Annotated in this window: 22 protein-coding genes; 7 read left to right on the forward strand and 15 right to left on the reverse strand. The window is 47.9% G+C overall.

The genetic code is table 11. The features are described from left to right. Window positions 1–22: 22 nt before the first annotated feature. The 4 genes from fliI to fliF are packed head-to-tail and all read right to left on the reverse strand — an operon-like array spanning window position 23 to window position 4848. Window positions 23–1387 (reverse strand): flagellar protein export ATPase FliI, encoded by a 1365-nt coding sequence (gene fliI, locus ACM615_RS01565; protein ID WP_112291788.1) that lies wholly within the window; start codon window positions 1385–1387, stop codon window positions 23–25. Further along, complete coding sequence (gene fliH / locus ACM615_RS01570) at window positions 1387–2142, reverse strand: flagellar assembly protein FliH (protein ID WP_165929045.1); 756 nt, start codon at window positions 2140–2142, stop codon at window positions 1387–1389. The genes fliI and fliH overlap by 1 nt, the downstream gene beginning before the upstream one ends. A gap of 7 nt (window positions 2143–2149) precedes the next feature. Then, window positions 2150–3142 carry a flagellar motor switch protein FliG gene (fliG, locus tag ACM615_RS01575; protein WP_112291784.1) on the reverse strand — a complete coding sequence of 331 codons (993 nt, stop codon included), beginning with the start codon at window positions 3140–3142 and terminating at the stop codon, window positions 2150–2152. Further along, on the reverse strand, window positions 3139–4848 hold the full coding sequence (gene fliF, locus ACM615_RS01580; protein ID WP_431011324.1) for a flagellar basal-body MS-ring/collar protein FliF: 1710 nt from the start codon (window positions 4846–4848) through the stop codon (window positions 3139–3141). Before fliF ends, fliG begins: the two co-directional genes overlap by 4 nt. 283 nt (window positions 4849–5131) lie before the next feature. Here fliF and fliE point away from each other — a divergent pair, with 283 nt between their 5' ends. Then, window positions 5132–5446, forward strand: a complete 315-nt coding sequence (gene fliE, locus ACM615_RS01585) for a flagellar hook-basal body complex protein FliE (RefSeq protein ID WP_120163032.1) — start codon at window positions 5132–5134, stop codon at window positions 5444–5446. Window positions 5447–5569: 123 nt separating this feature from the next. Here fliE and ACM615_RS01590 read toward each other — a convergent pair whose 3' ends face one another. The 5 genes from ACM615_RS01590 to ACM615_RS01610 form a co-directional block, all read right to left on the reverse strand. Continuing rightward, entirely contained in the window at window positions 5570–5797 is a 228-nt protein-coding gene (locus tag ACM615_RS01590; RefSeq protein ID WP_431011325.1) for a hypothetical protein, read from the reverse strand. Between the two features lie 172 nt (window positions 5798–5969). Next, entirely contained in the window at window positions 5970–7220 is a 1251-nt protein-coding gene (locus tag ACM615_RS01595) for a glucosyl transferase (protein ID WP_431011326.1), read from the reverse strand. A 99-nt stretch (window positions 7221–7319) separates the two neighbouring features. Further along, entirely contained in the window at window positions 7320–8573 is a 1254-nt protein-coding gene (locus ACM615_RS01600; protein ID WP_431011327.1) for a glucosyl transferase, read from the reverse strand. A 141-nt stretch (window positions 8574–8714) separates the two neighbouring features. Beyond that, complete coding sequence (locus tag ACM615_RS01605; RefSeq protein WP_431011328.1) at window positions 8715–9635, reverse strand: glycosyltransferase family 2 protein; 921 nt, start codon at window positions 9633–9635, stop codon at window positions 8715–8717. Further along, window positions 9635–9997 carry a GtrA family protein gene (locus tag ACM615_RS01610; RefSeq protein WP_431011329.1) on the reverse strand — a complete coding sequence of 121 codons (363 nt, stop codon included), beginning with the start codon at window positions 9995–9997 and terminating at the stop codon, window positions 9635–9637. The genes ACM615_RS01605 and ACM615_RS01610 overlap by 1 nt, the downstream gene beginning before the upstream one ends. A 650-nt stretch (window positions 9998–10647) precedes the next feature. Between ACM615_RS01610 and ACM615_RS01615 the strand changes: the two genes are divergently transcribed. Both ACM615_RS01615 and ACM615_RS01620 read left to right on the forward strand, forming a co-directional pair. Further along, entirely contained in the window at window positions 10648–11553 is a 906-nt protein-coding gene (locus tag ACM615_RS01615; RefSeq protein ID WP_112291802.1) for a bestrophin family protein, read from the forward strand. A 145-nt stretch (window positions 11554–11698) separates the two neighbouring features. After that, window positions 11699–11938 carry a hypothetical protein gene (locus ACM615_RS01620; protein ID WP_112291778.1) on the forward strand — a complete coding sequence of 80 codons (240 nt, stop codon included), beginning with the start codon at window positions 11699–11701 and terminating at the stop codon, window positions 11936–11938. A 73-nt stretch (window positions 11939–12011) separates the two neighbouring features. On the opposite strand, the gene ACM615_RS01625 is transcribed toward ACM615_RS01620, so the two are convergent. After that, window positions 12012–12476: a GNAT family N-acetyltransferase gene (locus tag ACM615_RS01625; protein ID WP_112291776.1), complete on the reverse strand. Its 465-nt coding sequence runs from the start codon at window positions 12474–12476 to the stop codon at window positions 12012–12014. 330 nt (window positions 12477–12806) lie between these two features. Here ACM615_RS01625 and ACM615_RS01630 point away from each other — a divergent pair, with 330 nt between their 5' ends. Further along, window positions 12807–12980, forward strand: a complete 174-nt coding sequence (locus ACM615_RS01630) for a hypothetical protein (RefSeq protein ID WP_165353196.1) — start codon at window positions 12807–12809, stop codon at window positions 12978–12980. Between the two features lie 108 nt (window positions 12981–13088). Here ACM615_RS01630 and ACM615_RS01635 read toward each other — a convergent pair whose 3' ends face one another. Further along, window positions 13089–13289, reverse strand: coding sequence for a hypothetical protein (locus ACM615_RS01635; RefSeq protein WP_120163030.1), 201 nt, complete (start codon window positions 13287–13289; stop codon window positions 13089–13091). A 129-nt stretch (window positions 13290–13418) separates the two neighbouring features. Between ACM615_RS01635 and ACM615_RS01640 the strand changes: the two genes are divergently transcribed. Beyond that, on the forward strand, window positions 13419–13688 hold the full coding sequence (locus tag ACM615_RS01640; protein ID WP_112291772.1) for a hypothetical protein: 270 nt from the start codon (window positions 13419–13421) through the stop codon (window positions 13686–13688). A 58-nt stretch (window positions 13689–13746) separates the two neighbouring features. Here the strand turns inward: ACM615_RS01640 and ACM615_RS01645 are convergent, their stop codons facing one another. Continuing rightward, window positions 13747–14022, reverse strand: coding sequence for a hypothetical protein (locus tag ACM615_RS01645; protein ID WP_112291770.1), 276 nt, complete (start codon window positions 14020–14022; stop codon window positions 13747–13749). Between the two features lie 239 nt (window positions 14023–14261). After that, complete coding sequence (locus tag ACM615_RS01650) at window positions 14262–14699, reverse strand: DUF4186 domain-containing protein (RefSeq protein WP_198659765.1); 438 nt, start codon at window positions 14697–14699, stop codon at window positions 14262–14264. A gap of 126 nt (window positions 14700–14825) precedes the next feature. Here ACM615_RS01650 and ACM615_RS01655 point away from each other — a divergent pair, with 126 nt between their 5' ends. Both ACM615_RS01655 and ACM615_RS01660 read left to right on the forward strand, forming a co-directional pair. Next, window positions 14826–15080 (forward strand): hypothetical protein, encoded by a 255-nt coding sequence (locus tag ACM615_RS01655; protein ID WP_112291766.1) that lies wholly within the window; start codon window positions 14826–14828, stop codon window positions 15078–15080. A gap of 71 nt (window positions 15081–15151) precedes the next feature. After that, window positions 15152–15310 (forward strand): YqaE/Pmp3 family membrane protein, encoded by a 159-nt coding sequence (locus tag ACM615_RS01660; protein WP_015690040.1) that lies wholly within the window; start codon window positions 15152–15154, stop codon window positions 15308–15310. A gap of 116 nt (window positions 15311–15426) precedes the next feature. Here the strand turns inward: ACM615_RS01660 and ACM615_RS01665 are convergent, their stop codons facing one another. Together ACM615_RS01665 and ACM615_RS01670 are read right to left on the reverse strand one after the other, a co-directional pair. After that, a complete protein-coding gene (locus ACM615_RS01665; protein WP_112291764.1) occupies window positions 15427–15603 on the reverse strand; it encodes a GhoT/OrtT family toxin in 177 nt (58 codons plus the stop codon). A 119-nt stretch (window positions 15604–15722) separates the two neighbouring features. Further along, window positions 15723–16577, reverse strand: a complete 855-nt coding sequence (locus ACM615_RS01670) for a helix-turn-helix transcriptional regulator (RefSeq protein WP_431011330.1) — start codon at window positions 16575–16577, stop codon at window positions 15723–15725. Window positions 16578–16784 lie beyond the last annotated feature (207 nt).

Here is a 16784-nt window from a genome sequence, read left to right on the forward strand (position 1 = left end):
TTTACCTTTATCGGTTAAAAAGTTAGCCCGGGAACAACATATTCAGTTCCAGACAGGCGTCTTCGTAGGTACTGCGTTCCATGATGTCCTGCTGGAGGAAGTTCTCCATTTGCGGATACAGTTTTATCGCGCGGTCGAGCATGGGATCGCTGCCTGCGGCGTAAGCGCCGACGCTGACCAAATCGCGGTTGCGCTGGTAGCTGGACAACAGTTGTTTGAAATTACGCACACGCCCGTACTGCGCGTCATCAATCAGCGATGTCATGGCACGGCTGATAGACGCTTCGATATCAATCGCCGGGTAATGTCCCGATTCCGCCAGACGGCGTGATAACACGATGTGCCCGTCAAGAATGGCGCGGGCAGAGTCAGCAATCGGATCCTGCTGGTCGTCGCCTTCGGTCAGGACGGTATAAAACGCGGTGATAGAACCACCGCCGCTGATGCCGTTACCGGCGCGCTCGACCAGCGCAGGCAGTTTGGCAAACACGGAAGGCGGATAGCCTTTGGTGGCCGGAGGTTCACCGATAGCCAGCGCGATTTCACGTTGCGCCATCGCATAACGAGTCAGGGAATCCATAATCAGCAACACGTGCTGACCGCGGTCACGGAAATCTTCGGCGATACGTGTGGCATACGCCGCACCCTGCATACGCAGAAGAGGGGAAACGTCAGCCGGTGCGGCGATAACCACCGAACGGGCGCGACCTTCGTCACCTAAAATGTTCTCGATAAAATCTTTTACTTCACGACCACGTTCACCAATCAGCCCGACGACGATCACGTCGGCTTTGGTGTAGCGCGCCATCATGCCGAGCAGCACGGATTTACCGACGCCGGAACCGGCGAACAGACCCATACGCTGACCGCGACCGACGGTGAGCAGGGCGTTAATGGCGCGGACGCCGACGTCCAGCACATCGGTGATCGGTGTACGTTGCAGCGGGTTAAACGGTGGCGTGATCAGTGCAGCGCGATAACCGGTGTCCGGCGGCGGCAAACTATCGAGCGGTTTGGCGCTGCCATCCAGCACGCGGCCCAGCAACTGCGGCCCCAGCGGCAGTTGTTTGCCGGCACTCTGACCATCCGCGGCGATACGGGCATAAACCCGCGCACCTGGCAAAATCCCTTCGACTTCTTCCAGTGGCATCAGGAACAGACTTTGTCCGTTAAAGCCGACCACTTCACTTTCGACTTCCTGCACTGCTGGCCCGTCGTGGCGCTCAATCAGACACGTTGCGCCCAAAGGTAACTGCAGGCCGGTGGCTTCAAGGACCAGACCCGTTGCCCGCGTCAGACGGCCATAACGGCGAACCGACGGCGTGCGGGCCATGCGTTTTTCCGCGTCATCAAGCGTTTTCAGCAGGCGGCTCAGGCGGGCGGTCATCAGAGATCTCCCGGTGCCGCAAGACGGCACAGTTCATGCCAGCGGGTAGCCAGTGACGCGTCCATGTCGCCATCTTCCGCGCTGACTTTGCAGCCACCGCTGTGGATCTGGCTGTCGGCAAGCAAACGCCAGCCGTTCATGCTCAGGCTGGCACCAAGCTGTTGCTCGACGCGCTCGAAATCGGCCGGATTGACACGCAGCTGCGGTTTGCCTTTAAACATCGGCTCCTGCTGGATCAGCTGTTGAATCTGATTAAGCAGGGCAGAACCGTCACAAATCGGTGCCTGACCAATAATCTGTTTGGCAGCGGTCAGCGCCATCTGCATGAGTCGCGAGGCGATCACGCTGTCCAGGGCATCCAGCGTTTGCTGGAAATCCGACACCATATGCTGCCAGTGCTCAGTCAGTACGGCCTGCTGTTGCTGGCCTTCCTGCAAACCCTGTTGCTGTCCGGCTTCCTGACCTTGCTGGAAACCGGCGGCGTAGCCTTGTTTCTGACCGGCTTCCAGACCCTGCTGGAAACCCTGCTGTTCAGCGCGACGTTGCAGATTCAGCAATTCGTTCTGATCGACCTGAAGTTTGGGTTGTCCGTCGTCCGGCTCCTCTTCGCTGTCAGCCAGCAAAGGTTCATCGGGTTTGCTGAAAACAGGGACTGCGAGGTCGCCCGGTCTCCACGGCTGCCACGGCAAGGCATTAATACGTTCGGCGTTGCGCTCTTCAGCGGTTTTCTTTTCCGGCGCAGGTTTGTCGGACATCGGGTTATCAGACATAAGAGTCCTCGCCGCCGCCAACCATCATTTCGCCGGATTCTGCCAGACGACGCACCGTCTGCAGGATAGCTTTCTGTTCGTTCTCGACCAGAGACATACGCATCGGACCGCGGTTCGCCAGGTCGTCGCGCAGGATATCGGCCGCACGCTGGGACATGTTGCGCAGGAACTTGTCGCGCAGCGGTTGTTCCGCCCCTTTCAGTGCCACCAGTAACGATTCGCCTTCGACTTCCTGCAACAGGCGCTGGATACTGCGGTCGTCCACGTCCACCAGGTTTTCGAACAGGAACATCTCGTCGATAATTTTCTGTGCCAGCTCGCCGTCGTAACCACGAACGGCTTCGATAACCGCTTCTTCCTGCTGCGTTTTCATCAGGTTGATGATTTCTGCCGCAGTACGAATACCCCCCATCTTCGAACGTTTGAGGTTCTGGCCGTCGAGCAGGTTGTTGAGCACTTCGGTCAGTTCTGCCAGCGCCGCTGGCTGGACACCGCCGAATGTGGCGATACGCAGCATGACGTCGTTACGCAGACGCTCGTCGAACAGCGCCAGAATATCTGCCGCCTGACCTCGTTTGAGGTGGACAAGGATGGTGGCGATAATCTGCGGATGCTCGTCGCGGATAAGATCGGCAGCCATCAGCGGTTCCATGAAGTTCAGTGTCTCCATGCCGCTGGTGGTTTCGCGCGATTCCAGAATGTCTTCCAGCAGGCTCGACGCACGTTCCTCGCCGAGCGCTTTGGTCAGAACCGCACGCAGGTATTCGCTGGTGTTCACGCTCAGCGCCGCGTACTGCTCGGATTCGTCTTCAAACTCGTTAAGGACTTCCGCCAGTTGCTTGTTAGAAATCTGATGGATGTTGGCCATCGCGCCACTGATTTGCTGGACTTCGCGAGGGGAGAGGTGCTTGAACACCTCCACCGCGCGGTCTTCGCCCAGGGTTATCATTAAAATGGCGCTTTTTTCGGTTCCGGTCATAGTCATGGTTGTTCGGTACTCATCCATTGGCGGATAACCAGGGCGACGATACGAGGATCCTTATCGGCCAGCTCCTGAACACGTTGAGTTTGCACTTCGACGCTGACGCGTTGCTGTGAACGCTTACGTTTCTCCAGCTCGTCGTTGCTGAGTTTGACCGGTTTGCTGCCTTCAGGCTGCGGCAGGGACGCGGCAAGAGCGGCTGCAGCTGCGGCATCTTTCTCTGCCTGCTGTTTGCGCAGCATCGGACGAACCATCTTGCGCCACAGCAGCCAGGCCACAATCAGCACCAGTAACCAGCGACCGGCATTGAGCAGTTGATCGAAGAACGCCTGTTGTTTCCAGAATGGCAATTCGCCGGTGTCGTCGGCCGCTTCGTTGAACGGTGTATTCACCACGTTCAGCGTATCGCCGCGTTCCTGCGAGAAGCCCATCGCTTCACGCACCAGATCATCAATTTTCTTCAGCTGATCGTCAGTCAGCGGTTTGGCTTTGCCGTCCGTACCAACCTGATAGTTAACGACGACTGCCGCAGACAGACGCTGAACGGCACCGGCGCTGTGCTGGGTGTGAGTGATGGTGCGATCCACTTCATAGTTCGTGGTTTCATCACGACGACGGTTAGACGGACCGGAAGAACTGGTATTGCTGGCAGTGTTCTGCGCGTTATTACCGGCCTGATTCTGTGTGCCGTTAGCATTGTTAGCCGCTGGCGGATTGGTCACCGGCGCGGTTGCAGCCGGTGCTGGCTGATTGCTCAGCGCGCCCGGCACGCCACCCACAGCAGTTGCGCCAGTCTGATCACTGGTGCTTAACTGACGCGAACGCACTGCTGCTTTATCCGGCGAGCCGTTCGGCTGATAATTTTCATCCGTCTGTTCGCGGCTGGCGTAATCAATCTGCGCGGTGATTTGTGCGTGAACGTTGCCGTTACCGACCACCGGTTGCAGGATGGATTCGATACGACGTTGCAGGCGGCCTTCCACTTCATTGGCGTATTTCAGCTGGGAAGCATTAAGGTCGCGGCCATTGTTATCGGATTGCGTCAGCAGGTGACCGCTCTGGTCAACCACGGTGACGTTAGCCGGAGGCAATCCTGAAACGCTGCTCGACACCATATAAACGATGGCGTTGATCTGACCGTCATCCAGCGCGCGACCCGGTTGCAGGTTCAGCGTTACGGAAGCGGAAGGATTTTTTTGTTCGCGGACAAACAGGGAAGGCTTAGGAATAGCTAAATGCACACGGGCGCTGGACACCGGACCGAGAGTTTCGATGGTGCGGGAGAGTTCACCTTCCAGCGCGCGTTGGTAATTAATCTGCTCGCTGAACTGACTGATACCAAACTTTTCCTGATCCATCAGTTCAAAACCAACAGCGCCACCTTTCGGCAAACCGGCAGCCGCCAGTTTCAGACGCGTTTCATACACTTTATCAGCAGGAATAAGCAGTGCGCCGCCATTATCAGAAAACTGATAAGGGATATTCATCTGAGTCAGCTGAGTGACGATTGCACCGCCATCCTGGTCACCGAGGTTGCTAAACAACACCTTATAAGTAGGCTGTTTGGCCCACAGCATCATCACAACAACAATAGCCACGGCGGCCGCAGCAGCGATGGCGATAGGAATTTTTGGGTTGGCGCGCAGGCGATTAAGCAACGCAGTAAAACCGCTTCGAGGGGTTTCTGCGCCGGCTATTGCGGAACTCATACAAGATCCCTATTTAGCTGTTGGATGGTGGTGTTCATGTTGTCTCTTAACAAAACAGACTCCCAGGTGGCGCAATCGTTGAAGCGTGACATTTATCAGTCCTCCGTAAAGGCAGGCCTATTTTCTAGGTGAGCCATTATTTGCCCCTCAAGGCAAAGTTAATGGCCCGATAAGCCATGGTTTTTAGGTTCAATTACCGCGTTTAGGAAAAAACTGATGTGATAGGGTGTCATTCCATGAAATAGGCCATTTGTACCGTGACACCCCGACAGACGGAGAAAACATGTCAATTCAAGGCATTGAGAGCGTTTTACAGCAGATGCAGGCCACTGCCATCCAGGCAGGCGCGGCACCGCAGACCGATACGGCATCAGAAGCGGGTTTCGCCAGCGAATTAAAAGCGGCATTAGGCAAGATCAGCGAAACGCAGAACAACGCAAAACTGGAATCTGAAAAGCTCGAGATGGGCGTTCCCGGCGTCAGCCTGAACGATGTGATGGTCGATCTGCAAAAATCGTCAATTTCACTGCAACTGGGGGTTCAGGTCAGAAACAAACTGGTGGCGGCGTATCAGGATGTGATGAACATGTCGGTTTAGCACCGTCATAAATTGAAGTGGGTATTTATTTCAAAGCTTAAGCTCTTAGGAATCCATTTAAACGTCATACTTGGGGGCGTTTCGTTTCACGCCCCAAGCGCTATATTTCAGACATATAGCTGATTACATGTAAATTTTGAAATTCTTGCTAAGGATGACACAATATTCTTCTGCCTCCCCCTTAGATTTTTTTATACTCATCAGTACGCCATCTTCCACAACATCATACGATTGATTTCTTTTATAAATTTTGTAATTTCCCACATGACTGATGAGGCTTTCAGCACGTAAACGTGACGGGCCTAGATCTTCCCTCATCGGGTTATAAGCTGGATTTTTGTAGCTATGCATTATGATCACTCCATTGAAATTTATAGATCAGCAACGAAATGATAATTTACGCATCAGTATGCTGAAAACAAGTAATAATTGAATTATTCGTTAATGTATTAAGGGTGTGAATGTACTAAGAATATATATGCGTTAAATGAATGGGGCCGAAGCCCCGTTCTTTATCGACCTGTTATTTTTTTATTAACTCCATAGACCAACCAGGAGGGTTGGTATTTATTATTACTTTTTCTCCCGGTAATGCATTTTGTAGTTTATTAATTCCTTCATTATAACCGACATCTATGAGAGGTGGCATTTTAAATGAACGGTAAAAACCAGGTGCTAAAAGAATCATCATTATAATTAAAGCAATTGTTGGTTTTTTAAAGTTTTGATCGATCAGGAAAATAGTGAAGCAGAAAACAGCCATTCCCGTAATGAAAAAGTATCTTCCGCCAGCAATAGGAATAAAAAACAAAGGCCATTGCACACCGGTTAACGTTATGATCGGCTTAGCAAGTGCCAGAGCTAAGGCAATGACAGGAAATACAATGAATGCCTTAAATCTCCAACCGGACTTAATGGTGAAGTAACAAAGTGTAGCGACAAGGAAAACAAAAATAGTTTTGTTAGCGATTTTAGTATCGATGACCCATTGAACCGAATTCAGGTCAAAAAAAGTTCCAAATAATACCTTGTAGGAAATAATATCAGCCAGCAAACCCAGGGAAGCACCCAGCGGTGTATGAGGTCTGTCGACACCACCAAATATAATACATGATGCCTGAATGAGTACGCAGCATGTGAAAATAACATCAAAACTATTTATTTTTTTTATTGCATTCATTATCCCACCGTGCTCGGAATATCTTTTTATGAATAAGCTTGGTGCAAGAAAAATGATGAAGGGGCCACTAAGACCGCTTAAAATAAGTATGGAAAGGTCATGTATCTTGTCAGGTAAGGAGGTCGGTGGCCTTGCCAAAATTATCGTTAATAAATAAAATGATAGGTAGAAGTGGGCATTTGTTATATTAACATATCCCTCTATAGCGTTTGGCATCAAGATAAAATATATACAAAACACAATTCTATATTGCAACTTGATGAAATTAAATCTCTGAGATAGAACAAACATTACAAAAGCACAACGAAGAGAAATTGCAATGATGGTGGCTACCAGAGCTGCTTTACTTACTCCAAATAGAAGACCAATGCCAAATGCTAACTTAGGGAGCGTTTGGTAGTATCCATCCTGAGGAGATATTAAATAAGAAATAAAACCTCTGTTATATACACCTTGAAAGAAAGCTCTTCCATCTTCTGCCCATGGTTGAGCATGAAGTATAATGTCAGGTCTTCTGGCAGTAATGGCAATGAAAACTAACAAAAACAGCAAGATCCATAATAAGGTTCTTCGCGAAATAATAACTTTATACATATAATCTCCTTAAACTCAATACAGAAACTATCTGAATTTAAAATCTGTAAACTTAAGAATCACCCTCTTTATATGCTGGGCGTAACTCTATATTTTTACTTATTTTTTTATTAAATCCATACTCCATCCTGGTGGGTTTATCCTTATGTTGACAGGTTCACCAGTACGGGCGTTATTAAATTTTAGTATGTCACTTTTATATCCTACCTCTGCTAAAGCTGGGATTCTAAAACTAGATATCAGAAAAGGAATAAGCACGCAGAAAAATGCGAGGAGCACAAGGTTTTGATGTTTCCGTATTTTACTAATTATAAATAAACAATAAAGGAAAAAACAAAAATTTGTGATGAAGAAATAACGCTCACCCACGCCCGGATTTATAATCGGTGGCCATTGTGCTTCAATAAAGCTCACCATGGGTTCAGCCAAAGCAAAAGAAAGCATAATAATCGGGAAAACAGCAATGCTGCGGACTCTCCAACCTGACGTGGCAATAGAATAAAGGATGGCTAGTGAAAGCAAGATGAAAACAGAGATCCTGACGGCGTAGATTTTTGAGAAGTTTGCAGAAAACGTATTATCAAAAAAAGTACCAAAAAATAACTTCGCAGTGATGATATGTGTAAAAAGATCAAAACTGGCACCCAATGGCGCAGGAGAACGCGAACCGCCTCCTGCTGTTAAAATAGATAAAATCTGAATCACGCAACAAGTTGCCATTGTGACATCAAATATATTGATGCCCTTTAACGCATTTAAGAAGCCGCCTCTTTCGTGAAGACGCTTTATAATCAGGCAGGGAGCCAGGAATATAACAAATGGGCCACTTAATCCGCTGAGAACCATAACGGAAGTATCATGGATTTTTGAAATTGTGGTGGGTGCGGGACTGGCGATAATTACCGCCAGCAAATACATTGATAAATACCAGTGCACATTAGTGATATTTACAAAACCTTCAGCTACATTTGGCATCATGATAAAGTAAATCGCAGCAATGACTCTGAATTTCATGTCAATGAAGCTAAATCTTTTTGACAAAATAAATAAAAGGAAAAATACCCGGATACTTATAGAAATTACATTTGAGACTAAAGCGGCTTTGCCAAGACCGAATGCCAGAGCAATCCCATACGTTAATCTTGGGATAGTTTGGAAATAACCATCCTGAGGCTTAAACAATGAATTCCACAATCCACTATCATAAACACCCTTGAGCCAGATGCGACCATCTTCAGCCCAAGGCTGCGCATTAAAAATAACATCCGGCCTCCTTGCTGTCATAGCTATAAAGATCAGGCAGAAAATCATGAACCAAAAAATGATTATTTTTGCCGTTGGTACTGAATTCATAAACACTCTCCCACCAAATCTCTTAACAAATGCTTTATGCAACGCAAGTTCAATTCTGATAAATTCATTGTGCTAAAATCAATCATGTAGCGTTTCTAATTAGAAAAATTAAATCTGTACGCTACTAAGATAAAAGTAATATTAATCTCGGGTTTTTTTAATCAAATATCTTGGGCGTTGTTTAGTTTCGATATAAATTCGCCCGATATACTCTCCCAAAACTCCAATCCCGATAAGCTGGATACCACCAAGGAAAAGAATCGAAACGATGAGTGAGGGATAGCCACGAACAGCATTGCCCCAGATGAGAGTATCGATAATCAGCCAGGCGCCGTAAAAGAAAGATATTCCAGCGATCGCTAAACCAAGATATGTCCAGACTCTCAACGGGAACGTAGAGAAACTGGTTATGCCCTCAAGCGCGAGGTTCCACAATTTCCAGCCATTAAATTTGGATGTACCTGCAATACGTTCGGCTCGGGAGTATTCAACGATTTCTATGTTGCCGCCTACCCAGCTTAACACCCCTTTCATAAAGAGATTACGTTCAGGTAATAATTTTATGTTTTCAACAACTTCGCGAGACATTAAGCGAAAATCTCCCACGTTTTCTTCAATTTTAGGGTTGCTGATTTGATTATGCAGTTTATAGAACATTTCAGCAGATTTACGCTTGAGATGTCCGTCGGTAGAGCGGTCAGTTCGTTTTGCCAGCACCATATCAGCACCTGTCTTCCACTTTTCGATGAGACGTGGAATAACATCAATTGGATCCTGAAGGTCTACATCAATAGGGATAACTGCATCACCTGTTGCATGTTCAAGTCCGGCAAATAACGCGGGCTCCTTACCAAAGTTGCGGGAGAAATTGATCGCCTGCACTTTATCATCAGACAAAGCCAGGGCATTAATAATAGCTTCGGTAGAATCTTTACTGCCGTCATTGATGAAGACCATCTCGACATCGTATTGTTTTAGCCCTTCAAACTCTCGTACAGTCTTGTAAAAAATCGGTATTGTGTCTTCTTCATTGAAGACTGGAATGACCAGAGAAATTTTCATTATTGCTTTTCCCGAAACACAACATAGTTTGAATAGATGAAACCAACTAAAAGACTGATTGCAGAAAATGCAACCAAGGTAATCACAGGGTTCAGGCCAATCCTGTCGGCCATATAACCACACGCCAGCGCAAGAAGTCCCATGAAGCCTACATACATGAAATACCGCACTGCGGTATGGTCACTTTTGAACGTCCAGCGTGCATTAGCGAAGAAGCTAAATGTTACTGCTACACAGAAACCAGCGAAGTTACTGATCATTTGATCATGACTGAACGAGTAGTAAACTGCTGCAAAAGTCACCCAATGGAGGAAGGTGTTGAAACCGCCGACAACAGCATATTTGGCTAACGTTTTAAACATGTTGGAGCATTCTCAAAAAGACAGATACTAGATCCTAACATTTGTTCGCATGAAGGCAAGAACAGTAAAGATTTGTATGTCATCTTTTGATGAGTATGGAGGTTTTCGCGGTAGGGGGAGACGGGTTACCGCAAACAGGAAGGGAAACAAATTGAAAGATGCAGGGAACTTTACAAAGCTAAAATTTATAAAACGATTAATAATTGTCCTCAGCGTCTTTAGCCGCTGATTTCATTACTCTCCATGCCACCAGCGCTGCCAGCAGAATAAAGATAACCAGAGAAATAAGTAAAATTGTCAAAGCCCTAATCCTTCAATGTATTTGGAAGGTTGCCGTGGACTGTCGCCATATACTGAAAAGGATATTCAAACTATAGCGGCAGTTGAAGCACTGCGGCGAAAATGAACATCATTCAGTGAATGCAAGAATTGCGGCTCAATACTATTATCGGCACGAAGTAACCACAACGTGAGGGGCAGAGGAGAATTGTTGCAAATTGTTTAGTTACGTTATTATTGCAATGTAATGGGTTGTAAACGGATTCAAGAAAAAATGTTACCAATGTCACAAAATTGTCCTTTGCATGTGCATGTTTATTTGCAAGAATCGCAAAAAAAATCGCTTCACCTGCATAAAGCACCTGCTCAAAATGATAATCCGTCCTCCCCGTCACTGGTTCTTGCGTTTGTTCGCCTGGCATGGCTCCGTCCTGCCCAGTATTTTGTTCCGTCTGAGTCTCAATCTGCTGATGTCACTGGCTGCTATCCTCAGTCTGCCCTGGTACGAGACGCTGGGCGTTAAGCTCACGCTGGCGCCTTTCAGCCTGCTCGGGGTGTCTATCGCAATCTTCCTTGGCTTTCGAAACAGCGTGGCCTATTCACGCTATACAGAAGCCCGGCAGCTGTGGGGCGGATTGCTGATTGCCTGTCGTACGTTGCAAAGTCAGGTGATGGCGGTATGTCCGGGTGAGGCGCAGCGTGTGACAGCACTGTTGCTGGCATTTTGTTACAGTCTTAAACATCAGTTGCGCCACAGCGATCCGCGTCCTGATCTGGAACGTTTGCTGGGTGAGGATGCGGAAGACATTCTGTCGCGCCGCGCACAAACCAACATGGTGCAGCTGCGGCTGTCGCAATGGCTGGCCGAACGTCGCCGGACCGGCGAGCTGTCAGATGTGGTGTATGCACACATGGACACCACGCTTTTACAGCTTTCTCAGGTGGTCGGCGGGTGCGAGCGCATCGTCAGTATGCCGATCCCGTTTGCTTACGGTCTGTTGCTGCACCGGACGGTCTATTTATTCTGTAGCCTGTTGCCGTTCGCGCTGGTCGTTGATCTGCATTACATGACGTTGCTGGTGTCGGGATTTATTTCCTACACTTTCCTGTCGCTGGACACGCTGGCGGAAGAGCTGGAAATGCCATTTGCTTATGCCAATAACCACCTGCCGATGGATGCCATGTGTACCAATATCGAGATTAACTTGCGTGAGATGAACAACCAGACGCAGCTGCCGGATACGCCAGTGCCGGATAAACATTTTCGTCTCAGCTAGATGTGACGGATTGCACGGAATGAACATTATTTGTGCGATGAATGGGCGAAATTTTTAATATTCACAAGACTGTCATAATTACGAAACAAAAGTGAAATAACCTATTGGGGCAAACACAAATCCAATCTGTTCTCACGAGGTATTTATGTCAGTCATTCAGGCCAAATCATTGCACGAAGCCGAAGACCTGCTTAATTCCGGTATAGTGAAAAAAGTCGAACTGGCTTTTAATATTAACAGTGATGAGTTTTTTAAACTCGCGCTGGAATGCGGTGACCGGGGTGCGAAAATCACTAAGGGCAAAGAACACTTTGTTATCACCTTCAAAAAGTGGGTTATTCCTTCCAATGATCTCACGGCAACGAAAAGCAACGTTTTGATGTAATGGCTTTTCGCGTCTCCATAACCCTGTCAGAAGGCAGCGTTATGGAGATATTTGTTTTCCTGCCTGTAACGCTTTATGCCACCGCTTTCATCATATAAACACTGAGCGGATCCGGTGCCTGCTGATAATCCCCAAACGCCTGCGTCCGTGAATAACCGAGTTTCTCATACAGGGTAATGGCCTTTTCCTGAAACACGCCCGTTTCCAGAAACAGCTCCCGGTGTCCCAGCGCTTTCAGTTTCTTTTCCATTGCGGCGATCAGCAGTGATGCGATACCTTGCCCGCGAAACAAAGGATTTACATAAACCCGTTTCATCTCAGCCAGCCCCTGTCGGGTAATATACAGGCAGGCGCAACCGGCCCAGTCGTCATCTACCTTCGCCATGAAACAGGTAATTTCACCTTCATCAAGCTCAGTGATGTTAATCCCCTGAAAAGATTCAGGCGGATAAAGCGGGTATTGATACGCGTCCAGCTCTGCAATAAGCCGGGTTAAATGCGGGTGGGTGGCATCGGTTTCAAAAATCTGGGCACTCACAGCGTGGGCTCTCATCGCAACAAAATGGACACGTATTCTTAACCGGAATTACACCAAAAACAAGGGAGCAAATGAGGGAACTGTGGCCTGAAAGCCGTGCAGACGCAGGAAGAGTGTAAAATTTAATGATGATCTGGAAACGTCTGTCAGAGTTGTCTGATTTTCAACCACTGCGTTCTTTTTATAGGTTATACCTAATTCATTTCAGTAACATTTATCCAACGTGATTAATGTATACAATGAAATAACTCTGTGTGATTAATAGAAGGCGCATGATCACTCAGGGTGCAAAGAAGTAAAATATAAGAAATTGATTCTAAGGATAAAAATATGGCTGTCTATCCTGTTGGCGTTTTTGTCACGCTTACTTTTACACCAGGTTTGTTTGAAGTTGTCGCTGTGCTGGATGAGCTTACGCCAGTGCAATACCAGGTCATGAATGTGGAGACCGGGAATGTGATCCGGGTGAATGAAAACTTCATCCGGGGGATTATAAAACCCTAAACTTCAACGCATTAAGCTTAAGAGATCAGAGGCCGGACAGGAAAACTGTCCGGCCTTTCTTATTCATCAGGAAACACGTTTATCAGGAAACACGGATCCGCGTTCAGGTTAATCAGGCATCAGGTTGTTAAAATCTTCTTCATAGAGGCCGCGGCACTCTTGCATAAATTCCGGGTAGCCCAGTTCTGACGTCTGAACTTCGCGGCCCAGGCGTTTTTCCAAATCCTCGTGAAACCACTCAAATTCGCCATGCAGAATGCCGGTAAAACCGGTCAGGATGATGCATTGCTCTGGCGTTAATTTTTTCACGGCCAATCCTTATGATGTTTTGAGCACAATAAATGCTGAAAGAGAGAAGTGCTTCACGCCGGTATCCGGCAGGACGCGGTGACATATTCTATCCTTTAATTAATCTCACTGGAAAACAAGGAGTCACATATGGATCAGGATCTGTTCGAACAGGCACCGTTGCCGTTGCTTACACGTTTTCAGGTAGGCGACCGGGTAAAATTACTCACGTTTCCGGTGGGCGTTCATCCGGCCAGTTATCAGCTTGATGTCGTGATCACCAGCATTCAGGACGGCGAATTTGAGGGGGAAATCCTGCGCATCGCCCCCCTCGGACGGCTGGGACATCATGAAGCGCACTTTACGCTGGGCGGTCACGTCGCTTTCTTTGCCAGGAACATTCAGGGGATGGCGGCTTAAAAGCAAAAACCCCGCGAAACGGGCGGGGTTTAATGACTTCATCATAATGTGTTGCGGGTTACATCAGGGGCTTGACGTGCTTGGTCAGCGCCTGGTTACTTAATTCATCAGCCTTGATTTTCGAACAATTTCCGCAATAGCCAACGAGATACCAGTTCCCGTCTGCCCCTTTTTCCGGATTCACTTTGTAGCGCTCGTTTTGCTTACCGTAAAATTCGCGCTCTGCGTGCTTTGATGCATCTTCCCAGAAGCACAACGAAAACTGATGGCATTTATCGACATGCCGTTGTCCGTTGCGACTTCCTCCAACCAGTAAATAATGATACTCAGACATGCATGCTCCTTTTCCCAATGTGGGCAATTATCCTGACAACAAGTTTCGAACTCGTTTCACCTGGAAAAACCATCTTAAAGACTGCACAAGAAGCACTGCTAAAAGGGTGCGCTGAGGGCTACCCGTGACACTTTTTTAAATTCCTTAAAATTATAGAGCACGATGGAGGACTGGCTGGTGAAAGCTAAAAATATGTGATGAAAGTCACTTTTTATTTTTCTCTGAGTGTGACATTCCTCTTACAACAAATTGAGTTGTTGTGCTTCATCGCCGTTATCGGGCTTTTTCTGCTTAGGTTTTCGCGGCTTAGCGACGGGAACAGGGCGCTGCATTTCGATATTCAGCCAGTGCATGATTATCGTAACGGTATAATCTTGCTGGGTTTTTGACATTTCGCTATGCGCGGGAATGCCATGCCATTTTTCCAGACATCCCCGGCAGCAGGTGGCGGTCGCGTGTTGCGCGATAAATACCGGATGGCCGCGCATAGGTGTCTGTTTCCCATCATTTTGCGGTTCGGATGGCGCAAGACGGCTGGCAACAAAATCTGCAGCGTGGCGGCTGATGTCTGCCGCGCCTTTATCCTGACAATAAGAATACTCTTTCGGGCCAAGATGAAAGCGCTGGCGGAAGGGCGAGGCCGCCAGGCGCTGAAAAACAGCTTCAGTGGAAAACATTGTCATTTGTCCGTTAAAAATCTACACGCTGAAATAGCGGGTCAAACCTTATCAGCTCAGCCTTTCGCATTGATGCCCACGTGCTAGTCTGGCCTGACTGATTCACTAACCCGGCAGGCTCCCGCGATGGCAGAGAAACATGTTATAGATTTGGTCATGACGGTCAACAAACACGCCGAAGAAACTGCCATGCAACAAATGATGTTGCGCAATTTTATCATCGTGATGTGCCGCAGCATGACCGAAGAGCAAAAAAATCAGGTGAGATGGCAGATGCGTCAGATTCATCAGGTCACAGATGCGGAGTACCGTGACGGGGATGTGCAGTTACTGGAAAAAGCCCGCCGTGACGTAGAAATCATGCTCGAGCTGATCAATTAGGTTTCATCTGATGTCCGGGGCCCAGGGCGATGGTCTATCATTAAGTTAATGATAACCAAAGGGAGATAAGTATGGGATTTTGGAGAGTGTTAATCACTATTCTGGTGCCGCCGCTGGGCGTGCTGATAGGTAATGGTTTTGGCGGTGCGTTTCTGCTGAACATCATTCTGACACTGTGTGGTTATCTGCCGGGCTTGATCCACGGCTTCTGGGTTCAGACACGTAAGTAATCGTCAGAACCCTAAAGATACAGCGTTTTGAACGTAACCCGGTTTTGACCCTTACAGGTCAGGCCGGGTTTTCTTTTGGCCAATATCTACAGGCACTCTGCATCAGGCACTATGCATCAGAACAGAGAGAACAACATCACCACGGGCAGGCTCATAGGCCAGGTGAAACCGATAATGCCGGAGGTTAACAATCTTATTTTAATCGTGTCACGGCTCACCAGAAGGGTAAACAATACCGCAATACCCAGTCCGCCCCAGTAAATCGTCTTAATAACTTCCCACCAAACGTGCACAACTGACCCCTGAATATGGATAAAAATGACGGCGGGTATGATATTCCGTTAACATCTGGTAATCAATTATTGTGTGATGTTACTCAAGGTTTTGTTGTGTGGCGCTTTGTTGTGAATTGTTATATTTCTTCGGTTGTGCCTTGCGTCTGCGCCGAAAGAGGGCGCAAATGTCCGCGAATGGCGGTCGGGGCGAAGCCAAAACGTTTACGAAAACGCTCCGCAAAACGTGACGCACTTTCATAGCCGACCTGATGGGCAATATGCGAAATCGCCAGATCCGTGCACTGCAACAGCCGCAGGGCATGGTTCATGCGTACATCAATCATCAGATTTCTCAGGACACAATCTTCTGCCGCCAGACGTCTTCGCAGCATCACCTCGTTCATCATCAGATTTTCGGCCACTTCTGCCGCCGTAAATGATTTATGCAGATTATTGATCAGCAGTTCGCGTACCTGTTCTGTGACGGTTTCAGGGTGTTGCAGCGAATAACGCACGCCGAGTTGTGATAACCATAAGAGTTGTTCGATCATGCGGTGGCGGGTAATGGCTGCGGGCAGGCCGTGGTGCCAGAGAATGGCGCTGTGCGTGTCGGTAAAACTTTGTTTAAAGGCGGTGGGAATATGCGGAATAACCTGTAAGTTTTCGACAGAGATAAGCGGCGGACTAAAGCCGGTGGCATGGAGTCCGGCATCGGTGAGTAACTGATGATCCCACGCCATAATGGCGCTGCTGAACGGGCCGTTATCGGAAAGATGGTGTGTCAGGCTCAGGGTTTGTCCGCTGTTAAGAACCAGCATTTCGCCGGATTGCAGCGTAACCTGTTGTTCCTGATAGTTTATTGAAAGACTGCCATTCTGAACAAGGATCAACTGTGGCTTATTAATATAAACATCATGAATAAAAAGTTCACTGTGCTGAATAAGCAGTGAAATAGTTCCTATCCCTGGTGTCACTTTTATTTTACGAACCATGTTGATGATGCCCGAAAAAAGACGACCGCAATTTGTTGCTTGCTGCCTGATATAAAGTTCCCGCTTATGCTGATACAAACAGGCTGCCGGATGGAGCGTGTGTCACAAGAGAAGACCAGAGAGTGCCAGCCCTGGCAGCCAGGCGCTCTCTGCCTCTGAAAACTTTTTGTACAAGAAATATTGAAAAGTAAAACCAACTTAACTTTA

The organism is Rahnella sp. PAMC25617 (assembly GCF_050606005.1).
GTDB classification, from domain to species: domain Bacteria; phylum Pseudomonadota; class Gammaproteobacteria; order Enterobacterales; family Enterobacteriaceae; genus Rahnella; species Rahnella variigena.